Here is a 17,788-nt window from a genome sequence, read left to right on the forward strand (position 1 = left end):
CTGCTTCGACTGATCGTCCGTCAGTGCTCGGTCGCCTTCTCGGCGCCGAACCCGGTGAGCGAGCGGACATCCATCTCGGCCGCGAGCTGCGGCGATTCCGGTGTGCGGCTCGTGATCGTGCCGAGCCAGCCCAGGATGAATCCGAGCGGTATCGACACGATGCCGGGGTTGTTGAGCGGCCACAGCACGATGTCGATGCTGGGGATCATCGCGGTCTCCGATCCGGAGAACACCGGTGAGAACACGATCAGCAGGATCGCCGATCCGAGACCGCCGTACATGCTCCACACCGCGCCGCGCGTGTTGAAGCGCCGCCAGAACAGCGAGTACAGGATGGTCGGAAGGTTGGCGGATGCCGCGACCGCGAACGCCAGTGCGACGAGGAACGCAATGTTCTGCCCCTGCGCCCCGATGCCGCCGAGGATCGCGAGGATGCCGATCACGACCACGGTGCGCCTGGCGACCTTCACCTCCCCGTTCGGATCCGGATCAGCGGCCGTTCCGTCGGAGTTCTTGCGGTTCTTCTGGATGATGTTCGCGTAGATGTCGTGTGCGAACGAGGCCGCAGCCGTGATGGTGAGCCCCGCGACCACCGCGAGGATCGTCGCGAACGCGACCGCGGAGATGAAGCCCAGCAGGAGCGGACCCCCGAGATGCTGCGCCAGCAGCGGGGCGGCAGAGTTCACACCACCAGGGGCTGCCATGATGACCTCTGCTCCGACGAGGGCGCCGGCGCCGTAGCCGAGCACGAGAGTGAGCAGATAGAACCCGCCGATGAGCCAGATCGCCCAGACCACCGAACGTCGCGCCTCCTTCGCCGTCGGCACGGTGTAGAAGCGCATCAGCACGTGCGGCAGGCCAGCGGTACCGAGCACGAGCGCCATGCCGAGCGACAGGAAGTCCCACGGGTTCGCGCCGTACTGGAGTCCTGGCGCGAGCACCGCGTCACCTGCGGGCGACTTGGCGACGGCCGATTCCAGGAGCGTGTTGAGGCTGAATCCGTTCAGTGCGAGAACCCAGATCGTCATGGCCACGGCGCCGGCGATGAGCAGCACGGCCTTGACGATCTGCACCCAGGTGGTGCCCTTCATTCCGCCGATGAGAACGTAGACGATCATCAGCACACCGACGACGCCGATCACGATCGACTGGCCGATCCGTCCGTCGATGCCGAGCAGGAGCGAGACGAGCCCGCCGGCGCCGGCCATCTGAGCCAGCAGATAGAAGAAGCACACCGCCAGCGTCGTGATGGCTGCGGCCATGCGGACCGGCCGCTGCTTCAGGCGGAAGGAGAGCACATCAGCCATCGTGAACTTGCCGGTGTTGCGCATCAGCTCGGCGACGAGGAGCAGTGCGACCAGCCAGGCGACGAGGAAGCCGATCGAGTACAGGAATCCGTCGTAACCGTTCACCGCGATCGCACCGCAGATCCCGAGGAAGGATGCTGCTGACAGATAGTCGCCTGCGATGGCGAAGCCGTTCTGCGGCCCGGTGAAGGAGCGACCTGCCGCGTAATAGTCAGCTGCAGTCTTGTTGTTGCGGCTGGCGCGGATGACGATGAACAGGGTCACCGCGACGAAAGCCGCGAAGATGGCGATGTTGAGAATGGGATTGTTGTCAGCCGTCGCAGTGGCGGCCATCGGGATGACGTTCATGCGTCCGCCTGCGCCTTCTCGAGTTCTTCACGGATCTCCTGTGCTTTCGGATCCAGTTTCCGATTCGCGAACGAGACGTATCCCATCGTGATGGCGAAAGTCGTCACGAACTGGCCGAGCCCCAAGAGCAGACCGATCGTGATATCGCCCCACACGCGCTGACCCATGAATTCTGGCGCGAATGCCGCGAGCAGGACATAGGCGAAATACCAGATGAGAAAGAATGCAGCCATCGGGAAGATGAACGAACGCTGCGTCTTCTTGAGTTGCCGGAATCGCGGTGATTCTTCGACAGCGATGTAGTCGATTCCACCTGCCGATTCAGAATCGATTCGGTCGGTCATGGGGCCTCCTTGCCACATGTCGGGAACTCGCATGGTGGCACCGTGCGAGTGGTAGGGTCGACGCTACGAAACGGGGCACGGCGTCGTCACCCCCGAAAGTAGGTACCTTGGTGAGCACCACGATCACACTGGATGCGGAAACAGATCTCGTCGCTCATGCAGTGCGCGAGCTGTCCCGCCGCACCCGCTTCCCCGTCGCCTTCGGTGGACTCATCGAAGACGGCGTCGTGTCGGTGACCAGCATCGTCGGCAACCGCACCCACAGCCTCGAGGGACTCCGCGTGCGCCCTGAGCGCGGCCTCGGCGGGCGTGCCATGACGGAGTTGCGTCCCCGCATGACCAGCGACTACGGCGCCTCCAGGCAGATCACGCACGATTATGACGGCTTCGTCCTCGGAGAGGGGCTGCGAACTCTGCTCGCCATCCCGATCGTCGTGGGCGGCCGCTCTCGCGGCGTGCTCTACGCCGGGGCATGGCATGAGACCCCAGTGGGCGGAGTCAGCACGGCACCGGCGATGACCGTCGCCGATTCCGTCGCATCCGAACTCCGCATCCGCGACGAGGTGGAGCGCCGCATGCGCTCGTTCACGCCGCGTCCCCAGGGCTTCTCCCCCGCTCGGCTCGAAGAACTGCGTGAGAGCTTCGCAGACCTGCGCAGCGTGTCAGCCGATGTCACGGATGCGACGTTGAGAGAGCGGCTCGCCAGGCTGGAGAGCCGGCTGCTCGACGTCGTCGGTGGCGAGCAGGATGTCATGACCGGTCCGATCTCATCCGTTCACCTCTCTCCCCGCGAGACCGACGTGCTCGCGTGCGTGGCGCTGGGAGCGACCAACTCGGAGATCGCATCCCAGCTCGGGCTGCGCGAGGGCACGGTCAAGGCGTATCTCGGCACGGCGATGTCGAAGCTGGATGCCTCGACCCGCCACGCAGCCGTCGCTCGTGCGCGGCGGGCGGGATTGCTGCCCTGACATTGCCCAGGCTCGCCCGGTATTCTTGACGATGTCGCCTTCTGCGGCACCGGACGAGGTGAACCAGTACCCGGAACGCGAAAAGACTGGCTCCTAAGGAGCAGACCATGTCGTGGATCATTCTCATCGTCTCCGGAGTTCTCGAAGCGGTCTGGGCGACCGCATTGGGAAAGTCCGACGGGCTTTCAAAACTCTGGCCGAGCGTCGTGTTCTTCGTCGGCCTCGCCCTGTCGATGTTCGGCCTCGCGTGGGCGATGAAGGACATCTCCACGGGCACCGCATATGCGGTGTGGGTGGGAATCGGCGCCTCATTGACGGTGATCTACGCCATGATCACCGGAGATACGGATATCTCGTGGGTGCGAATCCTTCTTCTGCTCGGACTTGTCGGCTGCATCGTCGGTCTGAAACTCATCGACCCCGGTCATGAATAGCATCTGAATTGTTGTCGGTGCATTCTTTCGCGCGTATGCTGACGAAATGGCCCGACGTATTGTGCATCAGCTCGTAGACGACATCGATGGAACGGTTCTGGGAATCGGAGAGGGCGAAACCGTCCATTTCTCTCTCAACAGCACGGCATATGAGATCGATCTGACTTCGGAGAACGCCGACGCATTCCGTGCGGCTCTGGAGCCATATGTCTCGGCTGCCCGTCGTGCGTCGGCCTCCGCTTCGCGCGCAGGGTCATCACGCAAGCGCGCCGCAGGCTCCCCCGAGACTGCGGCGATCCGCGAATGGGCGAATGAGAACGGCTACACCGTCTCCGAGCGCGGCCGCATCCCCGGCACCATCGTGGACGCATATCGCGCCGCGCACTGACCTGCTCTGATCACTCTTCTTCGGAGATCGCCCACGGCACATCGCCGAGGGCGATCTCCGTCGTCATGTCCACGAGAAACCTTCGTACGATCTCGCGCTCATCGGACGACAGCCGCGCCGCCGCGATGAACCGGCGGGCATGCTGCCGGCCGACTGTCTCGATGGCCGACCTGCGCGTCTGCGGTGTGATCGCGATCGCGAGCGCGCGTCGATCCGACGGATGCGGTGACCGGGTGATGTGACCGCCGCGTTCGAGCCGGTCGAGCAGTTTGGTCGTCGATGCCGTCGAGATGCCGAGATGCGCCGCGATCGCACCGGGCGTGGCCGTGGCGCCGCTGTTCTCGAGCGCGATGAGGAAATGCAGTGCCCGCATATCCGTCTGATTGAGCTTCATGTATCGAAGCGACGCTTCTGACAGTTTCTGCTCGGCGTCGCGAAGCCCACCGAGTGCCTGCATGAGATCGCTGATCTCGCGGACGTCTTCGTCGGACATGCCCCTGCGGTCGACGAGCTCGCCGTCTGGATCGCTGACGTCGACGTGATAGATCGACGGTCCGAACGCGAATGGGCGCGGGGCGGATCCGTCGGACGAAGGCATGAGCACGATGATATCTCCTCGAATATCTTCATGCTAAGCTTTCTTCTCGCCAGGCTAGCTAAATCGAGGACGTTCATGACTGACGACAGCACACCGCCGAAACGCGTACGCACCCGCCGCCGCTCGTGGGCCCGCGTACTCATCCCCGTCGTGCTGATCCTCGCCTGGCTCATCGGCGCGGGACTCGGCGGGCCGCTGTTCGGCAAGGTCGACGAAGTCTCCTCCAACGATCAGACGAGCTACCTCCCCTCCTCTGCGGACGCCACCAAGGTGCAGGCGCTGCTCGGCGAGTTCAACGACGGGGATGCGATCCCTGCCATCGCGGTGTTCGTGGGGGCGGATGAGCTCACCGAGGCCGAACTCGAGACGATAACGGATGCCGTGGCCGATGCGCCGTCGCTCGAAGGCATCAGCGATGAGGTCTCCCCTGCGATCGCATCGGATGACGGCATGGCCGCTCAGGCGTTCATCCCCATCGAGAGCGATGCCGAACTCGCCGACACTGTCGAGGCGCTCGGCGCACAACTGCGCGCGGATGCGCCGGACGGCGTCACTGTCCACATCACCGGGCCGGCCGGTTTCAGCGCTGATCTGGTGGCCGGGTTCTCTGGTATCGACGGCCTGCTGCTCGGCGTCGCCCTTCTCGCCGTGTTCGTGATCCTGATCCTGGTGTACCGCTCGCTGCTGCTGCCGATCGTGGTGCTGTCGACGAGCCTGTTCGCGCTCTGCGTCGCGCTGCTGACCGTGTGGTGGCTGGCGAAGGCCGGGGTGCTGCTGCTCAGCGGGCAGACGCAGGGCATCCTGTTCATCCTCGTGATCGGAGCCGCCACCGACTACGCGCTGCTGTTCGTCGCGCGGTTCCGGGAAGAGCTGCGCGTCTCACACGACAAGGGCGCCGCGGTACTGGCCGCATGGAAGGGCGCCTTCGAGCCGATCCTCGCCTCAGGCGGAACCGTGATCGCGGGGCTCCTCTGCCTGCTTCTGAGCGATCTGAAGTCGAACAGCACGCTCGGCCCCGTCGCCGCGATCGGCATCTTCTTCGCGATGCTCTCCGCGCTGACGTTGCTCCCGTCGATGCTCCTCCTGTTCGGCCGGGCGGTGTTCTGGCCACGTCGCCCCGCGTTCGAGCCGGACGTCGTGGCGGCAGAGAACGGCATGCCGACGAAGGGCCTCTGGGCGAAGCTGGCCGCGCTCATCAAGAGGCGCCCCCGTCTGATCTGGATCGCGACCACACTCGTGCTCCTGGCGGGAGCTGCCGGCGTCACACAGCTCGATGCCGTCGGCGTTCCGCAGTCCGACCTCGTGATCGGCGCGTCCGAGGCGCGCGACGGGCAGGTCGCGCTCGGCGAGCACTTCCCCGGCGGCTCCGGAAGTCCCGCCTATGTGGTCGTCGACGAGGATTCTCTGCAGGACGTCGCCGACGTGCTGCTGGAGCACGACGGCGTGGATGCTGTCAGCGTCACCGCATCCGACTCCCCCAGCGGCACCGCGACCGTGACGGCCAACGGCATCTCCGCCGTTGGCCCGCCTGGCACTCCTGCGCCGGATCCCACGGTAGTCGACGGTGACGTCATGCTGCAGGCCACGCTGACGGATGCCGCGGACTCCTCTGCCGCAGCATCCACGGTTCGAGACATCCGCACCCAGCTCGCCGACCACGACGCCCTCGTGGGCGGTGTCACGGCGACCGCGGTGGACACGAATGATGCCTCGATCCATGACCGCAACCTGATCATCCCGGTGATCCTCGTCGTGATCATGCTGATCCTGATGCTGCTGCTGCGCTCGATCCTCGCGCCGGTGCTGCTGATCCTCACCACCGTGCTCTCCTTCGGCACGGCGATGGGTGTCTCCGCGCTCGTCTTCAACGGGATCTTCCACTTCCCCGGCGCGGATCCTGCGGTGCCGCTCTACGGCTTCGTGTTCCTGGTCGCGCTCGGCATCGACTACAACATCTTCCTCATGACCCGTGTGCGCGAGGAGTCGATCGCGCACGGTACCAGGCAGGGCGTGCTCCGAGGACTCGCGATCACCGGCGGCGTGATCACATCGGCGGGTCTGGTTCTCGCAGCGACCTTCGCGGCGCTCTCTGTGATCCCCATCCTCTTCCTCGTGCAGCTGGCGTTCATCGTCGCCTTCGGAGTGCTGCTCGACACGTTCATCGTGCGCTCCCTGCTGGTGCCCGCGCTGAGCTACGACATCGGCCGCAGGATCTGGTGGCCCTCGAAGCTGGGGCGCGGCGAGGACTGACAGCACGTCCCGAGGAAACACTTCGGCAACACGACCGACGCGGCTGCGCAAAGAAGAGCGCCCAGGATGAGGGTGTGTCCTCGTCCGCCCGCCGCGTCGCCGTTCTCCATCTTCGAACCAGACGACCGAGCAACGTGCGGTATCAGCACGAGCTCGACATGCTGAACGCCGCCACTGTGAGCACGATCGAGTCGCTCGGCTGGAGAGCTCAGGTGGTGGCCAGCGCGGAGAGCTCCGGGATCGAGAGCCTCACCGCCGCCCGAGAGGCCGACGTCGTCGTGCTCATGGGTGGTGAGGATGTCGACCCGCGCCTGTATGGCGACAGCGCCGCCTATCCGGGTTCCGGACACCACGAACCACGCGCAGACAGCACGCAGATCGCCGTCGTCCTGGAGGCGATGCAGCAGGGTAGGCCGCTTCTGGGGATCTGCCGCGGCATTCAATTGATCAACGTCGCACTCGGCGGCACGCTCGTGCAGCACCTGTCGAACAGCGCCGCCCACCGGGGAGCCCCTCAATCCGGCAATGCCTTCGTCACGAACCTCGTCGCCATCGAACCTGTCTCCGATCTCGATCGCGACGTGGATGCTGCTGATCCCGTCATGTGCACTCATCACCAGGCCGTCGATGTACTCGGCAACGGCCTCATGGTCGCGGCGCGCGCCGCGGATGGCGTGATCGAGGCGGTCGTGCACGAATCGGCTCCGATCACCGGCGTGCAGTGGCATCCGGAGCATCCGGAGTCGGCAGCCCGGCAACTACGCGCACTGCTGCTGCGACTCGAGCGGCAACTCACTGCCAGCCGCGTCTGAGCCCGCTCGGTTCAGACGAGCGCAGGCAGGAACGAGACGACGAACCCCACGGTGCCGGCGATCGTGAAGATGATGCCGAGCGTGAGCAGGAGCCGTCGTCCCATCGGCGGATGGACCCTGGCGTTCTCCGGGTTCCTCGTGCTGACGTAGCCGTTGTGCCAGTCGTCCGCGGTCAACTCGGATTCGCGCAACGGCCGCTCATGGAAGTCGCCGCGAGCGAACCAGCGCCCGATCGCGACGCCGTCACGCTCCACGATGGCGATGTCGACGCGCTCCCAATGTCCTTCGGCGAGCGCGACCATGCCTGCGAGGACGAGCAGAGGGATGCCGATGCCGAGCCCGATCCATGACATCGCCTCGCCCACCGCAGCGAGGGTGTCGATGATCTGCACGTGCTCATCGTATTGCGTATAACGCGCGGCATCGCTCCGGTCAACCGGGTCGTGTCGTGCGCTTCCTGGTTCTAGGGTGACTGGTTCAGATCGATCGAGAGGATGGACGACTGATGAGCGGCATCGAGGATCAGGGCCTGCGCCCGGAGAAGGTCGAACCGGCACCCGCCGACGAATCCGAGACCCCTTCGGCGAGCGAGCAGGAGAACGCGGACGAGCCGTCGACGCAGGACCTGAAGGAACCGAGCACGGAGAAGGAACCGGGCGAAGAGCCGAAGGCGCCTGAAAGGTCGGAACCGGAGCCCAGCCATGAAGCTGTCGGAATCGGCATCGTCGGTCGACCTCAGACCGAGATGGAGGAGGAGACCGACTGATTCCGTCGGCGACGACCACGAGACAAGGTGCCCCTGGAGGGACTCGAACCCCCAACCGTTTGCTTAGGACGCAACTGCTCTTCCATTGAGCTACAGAGGCTGGCCGGTCCAGTCTATCCGCCCCGACGGCAGGACGATGTCACGCCGCCAGTGCGAGATACGGCTCCCAGCAGGGATCGCTGCGCTCCGTGCCGCGGACCGTCCACGCCGTGCCGTGTGGTGGACGCGGGGTGAAGCGCAGCTCCCACCGCATCTCCTGCGGCGTGCGGTCGCTCTTGACGTTGTTGCAGCGCAGGCAGCAGGCGACGAGGTTCTCCCACGAGTCCGCTCCCCCGCGCGATCGGGGCAGCACGTGATCGATCGTCGATGCGGACTTGCCGCAGTATCCGCAACGGTGGTTGTCGCGGCGCAGCACTCCACGCCGAGTGACAGGTACGCGTCTGCTCATCGGCAGCCGCACGTATCTGCGGAGGATGATGACGGCCGGACGGTCGTAGGGCCCGCGTGCGCCCCAGACGGGATCGTCTTCCACCCGTTCGATCACGGTCGCCTTCTGATTCATCACGAGCACCAGGGCTCGTTTGAAGGACACCACCGCGAGCGGCTCGTACCCGGCATTCAGAACAAGTGTGCGCATCGTCATCCTCTCGATCCGCCGGGACGGCTTCCCGGCACTCTCGAATCACACGACGTCACTCGGACAGCAGAATCTACGCAGGGACGAAAAAAGGCGCCGTCTCAGAGACAGCGCCTTTCGCACACGACAACATCGGTGCATCCCTGCGGGCGATGCCGAAGGACGTAACGACCGAGCGCATCCATGGTGCGGATGCTCGGTATTCGTTCCATCGGCTTCTCCCGTCCGTGCGACGACGGGTACAGATTAGCCCATCGCACCGACGGATGAGGAAACGGAGAGTGAACGCTCAGACGTGTGTCGCGTGCGTGCGACGATCAACCGTGTCAGCCGGCGTTCGCGGCGAGCCATGCGTACGGCTCGAGGATGCTGCCGTTGACGTGCACCTCGAAGTGAAGGTGGTTCGCCGTGGAGCTGCCGGTGCTGCCGACTGCGCCGATGAGCTGCCCTGCAGCCACCGTCTGGCCTGCCTGCACCTGGCGGGATCCATACGTCATGTGACCGTAGGTCGTCGAGACGCTCTGTCCGCCGATGACATGGTCGATCGTGATTCCGACGCCGTACCCGTAGTAGCTCTCCGTCGAAATGCGAACGACACCCGCCGCCGCGGCGTAGATGGGCGTGCCTGCCGGTGCCAGCATGTCTGCACCGTCGTGGCCGCCACTGTCCGCGCCGACAGTCGTGCGCCCCTGCGTGTAGGAGCCGGCCGGAAGCGGGTAGCGGACCTCGCCGGATCCGGGAGAGACCAGCGCGTAGCTGCCGATGTCGATGCCGCCGCCGGATGAGGACGCTGCGGATGCGGACGCGGCCGTCGCGGCGGCTGCTGCGGCTGCCGCAGCAGCTTCTTCGGCCTTCTTCTTGTCGATCTCGTCCTGCGTGGTCGCACTGTACGTGGATCGGTTGAGCGGAGAGGCGGTGGCTTCGGATGCCACCACGAGGGACTGAGCGTCACCTGCCGCGACCTGCTGAAGCGTGGCGGCGGCGTCGACCGGCGTCGACGAGGCTGCGTACGCAGGCAATGCGACAGCGGCGACGAGCGCGCCGACGGCGCCGAAGATGGCGATCGACCTCATGGGCTTGATCATCTTGCGCGCGACGTCGCGGGGCGCTGCACTGCTGCTTCGCTTCAGAGACTTTTCAGATGTGTTCGCGGTCGGTTCGATATCTGCGGCCAAAAGGGAATCCTCCAGTGCCTCGACGCTTCGGGTGCGCTGGCTCGTCTGCACTCTGCTACTCGTGCCACTTGTCGGGTGACATTCTGTGCGGATTGTCCGCGGAGAGGACGAGCCGGTGAGGCGATCTTCGCGGGAATGCCGCCAGCGGGCTTCTTCACTGACGACCTGACCGAGGTTACCGGAAGATAACGATTCTGTCACCCTGAGACACTGGCAATCTCCCGAACGCGTCGTCCGAGCGGTGCGGTGCGAGCAGAGATCAGGCCGGATCGCCCACCAGGAAGATGTGCGACGCGAGCTCGACGGGCAGCTCGAGCCCCTCCTCCACGCCGTCCATCTGGATCAGCACATATCCCTCGTTGAAACGGTAGTTGCCTCGTGCACCCGGCACGACGCCGGCATCGCGCAGCTGCTCGAGCAGCTCGGGATCGACCTGGGCAGGCTCCGCCAGTCGGCGCACAGTGCCCTCGATCGGCTCGTTAGCCGCGTTGAGCTTCTTCACGAGGCCGATCACGCCCTCATCGAAGGTGCGCGCGGGAATGTCGCCCAGCTGATCGAGGCCGGGGATCGGATTGCCGTACGGCGACTCCGTCGGATGGCCCAGCAGCTCGACGAGGCGACGCTCCACCTGCTCGCTCATCACGTGCTCCCAGCGGCAGGCCTCTTCGTGCACGAAGGCCCAGTCCAGGCCGATCACGTCCGAGAGCAGACGCTCGGCCAGACGGTGCTTGCGCATCACATCGACCGCCTTGCGGCGACCCGCGTCAGTGAGCTCGAGCGTCCTGTCCTCCGAGACGACGACGAGGCCGTCGCGCTCCATCCGCCCGACCGTCTGAGAGACCGTCGGCCCTGAGTGCCCGAGGCGTTCGGAGATGCGCGCGCGCAGCGGCACGATGTTCTCCTCCTCGAGTTCGAGGATGGTGCGGAGATACATCTCCGTGGTGTCGATCAAGTCCGTCATTAGGCCCTCCGGGTCTTCTTAGGCAAGCCTACATTCTCCCGGGAGTGCGGGTACGGGTCACACGGGGAAATCGCTGCGCTCCGCGGCCCTAGAATCGACGCATGGCGATCGAGATTCCCCGTGACCTCCTGCCCGTAGACGGCCGCTTCGGCTGCGGTCCCTCGAAGGTGCGCGCAGCGCAGCTCGAGGCGCTGGTCACCTCGGGGGCGAGCATCCTCGGCACCTCGCACCGCCAGGCGCCCGTGAAGAACCTCGTCGGCAGCGTCCGAGAGCAGTTCGCGAGCCTGTTCCGCCTTCCGGACGGATACGAGATCCTGCTCGGCAACGGCGGATCGACCGCATTCTGGGATGCCGCTGCCTTCGGCCTCATCGAACGTCGAAGCCAGAACCTCACCTTCGGAGAGTTCGGCGGCAAGTTCGCCAAGGCCGCAGGCGCGCCGTGGCTCGAAGCTCCCGACGTACGCACCGCCGAGCCGGGCTCGCTCGTGGCCGCCGAAGCGGCCGAGGGCATCGACGTCTATGCGTGGCCGCACAACGAGACCTCGACCGGCGTCGCAGCTCCCGTCGAGCGCGTCGCGGCGGACGGCGCCCTCACCGTCATCGACGCGACCAGCGCCGCCGGCGGCATCGACATCGATGTGAGTCAGGCGGATGTCTACTACTTCGCACCGCAGAAGAACCTCGGCTCCGACGGTGGACTGTGGTTCGCCGCGGTGTCGCCCGCTGCCATCGAGCGGATCGAGCGGATCGCGGCATCCGATCGGTACATCCCCGAGTTCCTGAGTCTGAAGAACGCCGTCGACAACTCGCGTCTGAATCAGACGCTGAACACTCCGGCGATCACGACGCTGCACCTGCTCGACACCCAGCTGAAGTGGATCAATGAGAGCGGCGGCCTGGCCTGGGCCGGCGCCCGCACAGCCGAGTCCTCGCAGGCGCTCTACGACTGGGCCGAGGCTTCCGAGGTCGCGACGCCGTTCGTCTCCGACCCGGCGCACCGCTCCCCCGTCGTCGTCACGATCGATTTCGACGAGAGCATCGACGCGGCGGGCATCGCGAAGACCCTGCGCGCCAACGGCATCGTCGACACAGAGCCCTACCGCAAGCTCGGCCGCAATCAGCTGCGCGTGGCGACGTTCGTGTCGATCGAGCCCGACGATGTGCGCCAGCTCATCCGCTCGATCGACCACGTACTGGCGAACACCGGCGCCTGACGCGGGCAGGCGCTATCTTACATTTCGGCAGTCGCCGCATCGATCGATGTAGCGACTGCCGAAGCGTGTAGCGCGAAAGAGACTATTCCTCTTCGTCGTCCTCAGCGGAGTCGTCGAGCTCGTCGATGTCGACGCCGTCGAGGTCGCCGGCGTGCAGGGTGCGCGGCTCGGACGGGTCATCGTCCTCGTCGTCTTCATCATCCAAGTCATCGTCATCGTCATCGTCGATGTCCGCATCGAAGTCGTCGCCGCCGTCAGCGTCGGACCCCGAAATCACGGCATCCGCCGCCTCGCCTGCCTCCGCCGCGAGAGCCGCGGCCTGCTCGGCGAGTTCGACCTGGTGCGCACGGTAGTCCGCGAGACGTTCTGCCCACGGCACCCATTCCGGTGCCAGGAGCGCGCCGTCGGTCGGCATCAATTCCACCTCGAGCACGGTCGGCTCGGCGTCCTCGACACGGGCGACCGTGACGGTCCAATACCACCCCGGGTATCCCGGCAGCCGGTTCTCGAAACGCAACGACACCGAACCGTCGTCCTCGACGAGGTAGCCCGCTGCGGGGCCGACCGTCGAGGCGGGGGTGATCTCGTGCAGCGCCGCGAGCGCGAGATCGTGCGCGCCGATCAGACGTGCGTCGGCATCAGGCATCGAGATCCTCGGCAACCTTTCGCAGCATCGCCGCGATCTTGCGCCCGTGACCGGAAGAGGGATAGCGTCCGCGGCGGAGGTCCCCGCCGATGCTGTCGAGCAGCTTCACGAGGTCTTCGACGATGATCGCCATGTCGTCTGCAGGCTTGCGCTTCGCCTTCGAGAGGCTGACGGGAGCCTCGAGGACCCGCACCGAGAGGGCCTGGAGTCCGCGCTTGCCGTCGGCCACGCCGAACTCCACGCGGGCACCTTGCTTGACTGCCGCGCCTGCAGGCAGAGCGGAGGCGTGCAGGAAGACGTCCTGGCCATCATCGCTGGCGATGAAGCCGAACCCCTTCTCGTCGTCGTAGAACCTGACCTTGCCGGTGGGCATGGAGAACCTCGCTGTGTGATGGTGCCGGTGTGAAGGCGCGCGCATGCGCGCCCACCCCCAGCCTACCGGTGTTCAAGGGACTAAGCTGAGACGGATGAGCACGCAGAATTCCGGACCGGACGTTCCCGTCCGCCGCCTGGATCGCATCCTCGCCTTTACGGCATTGACGCTCGCCGCACTCTCGGTGATCTGCTTCTTCGCGATCATCATCGGCAGCGCATCCGGCATGACGCAGAAGTCCTTCTCCGATGGCATCTGGCCGCTCGTCATCGCGATCCCCCCGTACGGTCTGCCGCTCGCGTTCGCGATGATCATCGCGCTGCTGGTGATGAGCTTCGTGAGGAAGGGACGCGCAGCCAAGCGCTCCTGACGATGAGCACGCATGCCCGCCCGCTCGCTGTATGGCTGGCTGCTGCGAGCGACTCGCAGCTGGCCGCCCTCTTCGAGGCGCACGGCGTGCGCACGGATTCGTCCTGGTCCGACTTCTTCGATGCTGCGGAAGCGCTCCTCGAGCCGGCATCCATCGAGCGGATGCTGCCGCGCCTGACCCTGTCGGAGGCGACGGCGCTGCGCCGCGCCGTGGACAGCGCGGCCGGCGGCATCGGCGACCCGACCGATGCATCGACCGACGGATCGTCGGCGCTGATCGCACTCGCACTGCTGCGCCCCGACGGCATCCCTTCACCCCCTGTCGTCGACGCCGTCATGACCCGCGCTGTTCTGCCCGGGGTCACCGCCGTAGCCGCAGCGCCCGCGTCGGAGATCGCCGAGGCGCACGCCGCAGAGCGCGCCTTCACGAGTGTCGCGGCCCTCGCCGATCTGCTCATGATGGCGAGGGAGACGCCGCTGGCGCTTCTGACCAGCGGGAATCTGGCTGCCGGGGAGAAGCGGCGACTGGCGGATGCTGGGCTCCCCGTCGACATCATGGACGCGCTCATCGCGCTTGCCGGCGATGCGTCGCTCGTCACCACCACCCATCGCCAGCTCCGCACCACTTCTCTCGGCGACACCTGGCTGCGCCTGACGGCGTCCGAGAGATGGACCCGGCTCGCGGAGGCCTTCCGCCGCGCGCTCCCCCGCGGGCTGCACACGGCGTCGGGCGGGTGGCTCCCGGTACCGCTGTGGGAGCACCAGCATCCGTGGGATCCGTCGTGGCCGGAGCGCTGCGCCGCCATCCGCGACCGCGCGCGAATTCTCGGCCTGATCGCCGAGGGCGACAGCGAGCCGGCCTGGGCGGTGCCGATCCGCGAAGGACATGCGCCCGACGTCTCCGCTCTTCAGCGGCTCCTTCCGGCAGAGGTGGATCGGATCTTCCTCCAGAACGACCTCTCCGCAATAGCTCCCGGCCCGCTCGCGCCGGCTCTGGACGTCCGCCTGCGGGCGATCGCGGCCCGCGAGTCCGCGGCCCAGGCCTCGTCGTACCGATTCACCGCCGAGTCCGTCTCGCATGCCCTCGCATCAGGAGAGACGGCGTCGTCGATCCTCGATTTCCTCGCGCAGCTCTCGCTGACGGGGATTCCGCAGCCGTTGGAGTACCTCGTCACCCAGACGGCGCAGCGCCACGGCCTGGTGCGCGTGTTCGCCGAGGCGGGTTCCGGGCGCACCCGAGTGAGCAGTGCAGATGACACGCTGCTCGACGCGATGGGCGTCGATCAGTCGCTGCGTCCGCTCGGTCTGTCGCGGGATGCTGCCGGACTCACCTCGCGCGTCGGCCGCGACACCGTGTATTGGGCGCTGACGGATGCGCGCTACCCCGCGACCATCGTCGGCGCCGACGGGCAGCCAGAGGTCGTGGATCGCAATCCAGCGCCCGCGGCTGCGGAGGCGAGCGCCGCGTCCTACGAGGCCCTCATCGCACGTCTGCGCGCTCACCAGGGTCCTGACGCCGATGCGGCGTGGCTCGACCGCGAACTCGAAGCCGCCGTGCGCGCCAAGGCGGTGCTGCTGGTCGAGGTGGGCATGCCGGACGGGTCGACGCGCGAACTGCTGCTGGAGGCGAGCGGCTTGGGCGGCGGCCGTCTGCGCGGCCGCGATCGCGCAGCGGATGTGGAACGCACGCTTCCGGTCAGGAGCATCCGCTCCGCCCGGGTGTTCGACCCTTCGCTTCCCCCGCCCACGACGGCGAGCCCGTGACACCCGAGGGCGGTAGACTGGTCAGCTATGTCTGATGGCCCACTGATCGTCCAGAGCGACCGCACCGTCCTGCTCGAAGTCGCGCACGCGGACGCCGAGAGCGCCCGCCACGAACTGGCGATCTTCGCCGAACTGGAGCGTGCTCCAGAGCACATCCACACGTACCGGATCACCCGGCTCGGCCTGTGGAATGCACGTGCCGCAGGGCACACCGCCGAGGACATGCTGGAGACCCTCGAACGCTGGTCGCGTTTCCCCGTGCCGCCGTCGGTGTCGGTCGATCTTCGTGAGACCGTGAACCGATACGGCCGCCTGGTGATCGAGCGCGACGAGGATGGCGTGCTGATCCTCAGTTCGAGCGACCCTGCGGTGCTCGCCCAGGTGGCGAACAACAAGCGCATCCAGCCGCTGCTGATCGGGCATCCGGCTCCTGACCGCTACGCGGTCGATGCGTGGGCGCGCGGTCAGATCAAGCAGGAGCTGCTGAAGATCGGCTGGCCGGCCGAAGACCTCGCCGGGTACACGCCGGGAACGCCGCACGAGATCGATCTCGCCGAAGACGGCTGGCACGTGCGCCCCTATCAGCAGGATGCCGTGGACGCGTTCTCGAAGGACGGCTCCGGAGTGGTGGTGCTGCCCTGCGGTGCGGGAAAGACCATCGTCGGTGCCGGCGCCATGGCCGCGACGAAGACGACGACCCTCATTCTGGTCACCAACACGGTCTCGGCCCGGCAGTGGCGCGATGAGCTGCTCAAGCGCACCAGCCTCACCGCCGAGGAGATCGGCGAGTACTCAGGTCAGGTCAAGGAGGTCAAGCCGGTCACGATCGCGACCTACCAGATCCTCACCGCGAAGCGGAAGGGCGAGTATGCGCACCTCGCGCTGCTGGATGCTCTGGACTGGGGCCTCATCATCTACGACGAGGTGCACCTGCTGCCCGCTCCGGTCTTCAAGCTGACCGCAGATCTCCAGGCGCGCCGCCGCATCGGTCTCACGGCGACGCTCGTCCGCGAAGACGGCCGTGAGGGCGACGTGTTCAGCCTGATCGGCCCCAAGCGCTTCGACGCGCCGTGGAAGCAGATCGAAGCGCAGGGGTTCATCTCCCCCGCCGCCTGCTACGAGGTGCGCGTCGACCTGCCCGCCTACGACCGCCTCGAGTATGCGGCCGCGACGGACGACGAGCGCTATCGCCTCGCGGCATCCGCTCCGGCGAAGATCGATGCGGTCAAGGAGCTCATCGCGAAGCACCCAGGCGAGCGCATCCTCGTGATCGGCCAGTACCTCGATCAGCTAGAGACCCTTTCAGAGGCCCTGAACGCCCCGCAGATCACCGGCGCGACCCCTGTGGATGAGCGCGAAGAGCTGTACCAGCAGTTCCGCGAGGGCAAGATCGAGCTGCTCGTGGTGTCGAAGGTCGCGAACTTCTCGATCGACCTGCCGGAGGCATCCGTCGCGATCCAGGTGTCCGGTTCGTTCGGCTCCCGCCAGGAAGAGGCCCAGCGTCTCGGCCGGCTGCTGCGCCCGAAAGAATCCGGCCACACGGCCAGCTTCTACACGCTCATCGCCCGCGACACGGTCGACCAGGACTACGCGCAGAACCGCCAGCGCTTCCTCGCCGAGCAGGGCTACAGCTACACGATCCTCGACGCTGACGCCCTCGCATCGGTCTGATCCGCGGGGCGCCTGAGCGGCGCTCCGGCAAATGATCAGCCACTGCATGGGCATTGTCACCATAATGGGGACATGACTGATGCGCGCATCCTGGTCGTCGACGACGAGCCGAACATCCGCGACCTGCTCTCCACAGGTCTCAGCTTCGCCGGATTTCAGGTGAAGACGGTCGCCAACGGCGCCGCCACGATCTCCGCAGTGCTCGAGGAGGAACCCGACCTCATCATCCTCGATGTGATGCTGCCCGATATGAACGGGTTCAGTGTGACCAAGCGCCTCCGCGGCGCTGGTTTCACCGCACCGATTCTGTTCCTCACCGCAAAGGACGACACGCAGGACAAGATCGAGGGCCTCAACGCCGGGGGCGACGACTACGTCACCAAGCCGTTCGCGCTCGATGAGATCGTCGCCAGGGCCCAGGCCATCCTCCGCCGCACGATGCAGGCCGACGAGGAGTCGATCATCCGCGCGGGCGAACTGTCGATGGATCAGGACACGCACGACGTGTTCGTCGGCAAGGAGCCCATCGAACTCAGCCCGACCGAATTCAAGCTGCTGCGCTACCTCATGCTCAATCCCAACCGTGTGCTCTCGAAGGCGCAGATCCTCGACCATGTGTGGGAGTACGACTTCAACGGCGATGCCGGCATCGTCGAGAGCTACATCTCCTACCTGCGCCGCAAGATCGATCCGCACACCGAGGAATCGGTGATCCAGACCAAGCGCGGCTTCGGCTACATGCTGAAGGTGGGCAAGTAGCCCT

General features: G+C 66.2%; 20 protein-coding genes, 1 tRNA gene and 1 riboswitch. Of the genes, 11 read left to right on the forward strand and 10 right to left on the reverse strand.

Annotation, left to right across the window (positions count from 1 at the left end):
* Positions 1-20: 20 nt before the first annotated feature.
* Both IEV67_RS13575 and IEV67_RS13580 read right to left on the reverse strand, forming a co-directional pair.
* Positions 21-1,655: a monocarboxylic acid transporter gene (locus tag IEV67_RS13575; protein WP_188437105.1), complete on the reverse strand. Its 1,635-nt coding sequence runs from the start codon at positions 1,653-1,655 to the stop codon at positions 21-23.
* Positions 1,652-1,999 carry a DUF485 domain-containing protein gene (locus IEV67_RS13580; RefSeq protein WP_188437106.1) on the reverse strand — a complete coding sequence of 116 codons (348 nt, stop codon included), beginning with the start codon at positions 1,997-1,999 and terminating at the stop codon, positions 1,652-1,654. The genes IEV67_RS13575 and IEV67_RS13580 overlap by 4 nt, the downstream gene beginning before the upstream one ends.
* Positions 2,000-2,109: 110 nt before the next feature.
* On the opposite strand from IEV67_RS13580, the gene IEV67_RS13585 reads away from it, so the two are divergent.
* The 3 genes from IEV67_RS13585 to IEV67_RS13595 all read left to right on the forward strand — a co-directional run bounded on the left by IEV67_RS13585 (position 2,110) and on the right by IEV67_RS13595 (position 3,789).
* Positions 2,110-2,967, forward strand: a complete 858-nt coding sequence (locus IEV67_RS13585; RefSeq protein WP_188437107.1) for a LuxR C-terminal-related transcriptional regulator — start codon at positions 2,110-2,112, stop codon at positions 2,965-2,967.
* Positions 2,968-2,995: 28 nt separating this feature from the next.
* A riboswitch (guanidine-III (ykkC-III) riboswitch) is annotated at positions 2,996-3,063 on the forward strand.
* Between the two features lie 11 nt (positions 3,064-3,074).
* Positions 3,075-3,401 (forward strand): DMT family transporter, encoded by a 327-nt coding sequence (locus IEV67_RS13590; protein WP_033106675.1) that lies wholly within the window; start codon positions 3,075-3,077, stop codon positions 3,399-3,401.
* A gap of 46 nt (positions 3,402-3,447) precedes the next feature.
* Positions 3,448-3,789: a histone-like nucleoid-structuring protein Lsr2 gene (locus IEV67_RS13595; protein ID WP_188437108.1), complete on the forward strand. Its 342-nt coding sequence runs from the start codon at positions 3,448-3,450 to the stop codon at positions 3,787-3,789.
* Positions 3,790-3,799: 10 nt separating this feature from the next.
* On the opposite strand, the gene IEV67_RS13600 is transcribed toward IEV67_RS13595, so the two are convergent.
* Positions 3,800-4,387 carry a MarR family winged helix-turn-helix transcriptional regulator gene (locus IEV67_RS13600; protein ID WP_188437109.1) on the reverse strand — a complete coding sequence of 196 codons (588 nt, stop codon included), beginning with the start codon at positions 4,385-4,387 and terminating at the stop codon, positions 3,800-3,802.
* Positions 4,388-4,462: 75 nt separating this feature from the next.
* Here IEV67_RS13600 and IEV67_RS13605 point away from each other — a divergent pair, with 75 nt between their 5' ends.
* Together IEV67_RS13605 and IEV67_RS13610 are read left to right on the forward strand one after the other, a co-directional pair.
* Complete coding sequence (locus IEV67_RS13605) at positions 4,463-6,637, forward strand: MMPL family transporter (protein ID WP_188437110.1); 2,175 nt, start codon at positions 4,463-4,465, stop codon at positions 6,635-6,637.
* Positions 6,638-6,711: 74 nt separating this feature from the next.
* Complete coding sequence (locus IEV67_RS13610) at positions 6,712-7,449, forward strand: gamma-glutamyl-gamma-aminobutyrate hydrolase family protein (RefSeq protein ID WP_229703123.1); 738 nt, start codon at positions 6,712-6,714, stop codon at positions 7,447-7,449.
* 11 nt (positions 7,450-7,460) lie between these two features.
* On the opposite strand, the gene IEV67_RS13615 is transcribed toward IEV67_RS13610, so the two are convergent.
* Entirely contained in the window at positions 7,461-7,841 is a 381-nt protein-coding gene (locus IEV67_RS13615; protein WP_188437111.1) for a hypothetical protein, read from the reverse strand.
* 113 nt (positions 7,842-7,954) lie between these two features.
* Here IEV67_RS13615 and IEV67_RS13620 point away from each other — a divergent pair, with 113 nt between their 5' ends.
* The gene (locus tag IEV67_RS13620; protein WP_188437269.1) at positions 7,955-8,215 is read left to right on the forward strand and encodes a hypothetical protein; all 261 of its coding nucleotides are present in this window, start codon (positions 7,955-7,957) and stop codon (positions 8,213-8,215) included.
* A 28-nt stretch (positions 8,216-8,243) separates the two neighbouring features.
* On the opposite strand, the gene IEV67_RS13625 is transcribed toward IEV67_RS13620, so the two are convergent.
* The 4 genes from IEV67_RS13625 to IEV67_RS13640 all read right to left on the reverse strand — a co-directional run bounded on the left by IEV67_RS13625 (position 8,244) and on the right by IEV67_RS13640 (position 10,988).
* A tRNA-Arg gene (locus IEV67_RS13625) sits at positions 8,244-8,315 on the reverse strand.
* 39 nt (positions 8,316-8,354) lie between these two features.
* Positions 8,355-8,852, reverse strand: coding sequence for an HNH endonuclease (locus tag IEV67_RS13630; RefSeq protein ID WP_188437112.1), 498 nt, complete (start codon positions 8,850-8,852; stop codon positions 8,355-8,357).
* A gap of 326 nt (positions 8,853-9,178) precedes the next feature.
* Positions 9,179-9,925 (reverse strand): M23 family metallopeptidase, encoded by a 747-nt coding sequence (locus IEV67_RS13635; RefSeq protein WP_229703125.1) that lies wholly within the window; start codon positions 9,923-9,925, stop codon positions 9,179-9,181.
* A 361-nt stretch (positions 9,926-10,286) separates the two neighbouring features.
* Positions 10,287-10,988, reverse strand: coding sequence for an iron-dependent transcriptional repressor DtxR (locus IEV67_RS13640; protein WP_188437114.1), 702 nt, complete (start codon positions 10,986-10,988; stop codon positions 10,287-10,289).
* 101 nt (positions 10,989-11,089) lie between these two features.
* On the opposite strand from IEV67_RS13640, the gene serC reads away from it, so the two are divergent.
* Positions 11,090-12,202 (forward strand): phosphoserine transaminase, encoded by a 1,113-nt coding sequence (serC, locus tag IEV67_RS13645; RefSeq protein ID WP_188437115.1) that lies wholly within the window; start codon positions 11,090-11,092, stop codon positions 12,200-12,202.
* 82 nt (positions 12,203-12,284) lie between these two features.
* Here serC and IEV67_RS13650 read toward each other — a convergent pair whose 3' ends face one another.
* Entirely contained in the window at positions 12,285-12,848 is a 564-nt protein-coding gene (locus tag IEV67_RS13650; protein WP_188437116.1) for a DUF3027 domain-containing protein, read from the reverse strand.
* Positions 12,841-13,221, reverse strand: coding sequence for a cold-shock protein (locus IEV67_RS13655; protein ID WP_188437117.1), 381 nt, complete (start codon positions 13,219-13,221; stop codon positions 12,841-12,843). The genes IEV67_RS13650 and IEV67_RS13655 overlap by 8 nt, the downstream gene beginning before the upstream one ends.
* 94 nt (positions 13,222-13,315) lie before the next feature.
* Here IEV67_RS13655 and IEV67_RS13660 point away from each other — a divergent pair, with 94 nt between their 5' ends.
* From IEV67_RS13660 to IEV67_RS13675, 4 genes are all read left to right on the forward strand, one after another.
* Positions 13,316-13,591, forward strand: a complete 276-nt coding sequence (locus IEV67_RS13660) for a multidrug ABC transporter ATPase (RefSeq protein ID WP_188437118.1) — start codon at positions 13,316-13,318, stop codon at positions 13,589-13,591.
* A gap of 2 nt (positions 13,592-13,593) precedes the next feature.
* Positions 13,594-15,354 (forward strand): helicase-associated domain-containing protein, encoded by a 1,761-nt coding sequence (locus IEV67_RS13665; protein WP_188437119.1) that lies wholly within the window; start codon positions 13,594-13,596, stop codon positions 15,352-15,354.
* A gap of 27 nt (positions 15,355-15,381) precedes the next feature.
* Positions 15,382-17,025 (forward strand): DNA repair helicase XPB, encoded by a 1,644-nt coding sequence (locus tag IEV67_RS13670; RefSeq protein ID WP_188437120.1) that lies wholly within the window; start codon positions 15,382-15,384, stop codon positions 17,023-17,025.
* Positions 17,026-17,097: 72 nt separating this feature from the next.
* A complete protein-coding gene (locus tag IEV67_RS13675; protein ID WP_033106665.1) occupies positions 17,098-17,784 on the forward strand; it encodes a response regulator transcription factor in 687 nt (228 codons plus the stop codon).
* Positions 17,785-17,788 lie beyond the last annotated feature (4 nt).

It is taken from the genome of Microbacterium murale (assembly GCF_014635185.1).
GTDB lineage: Bacteria > Actinomycetota > Actinomycetes > Actinomycetales > Microbacteriaceae > Microbacterium > Microbacterium murale.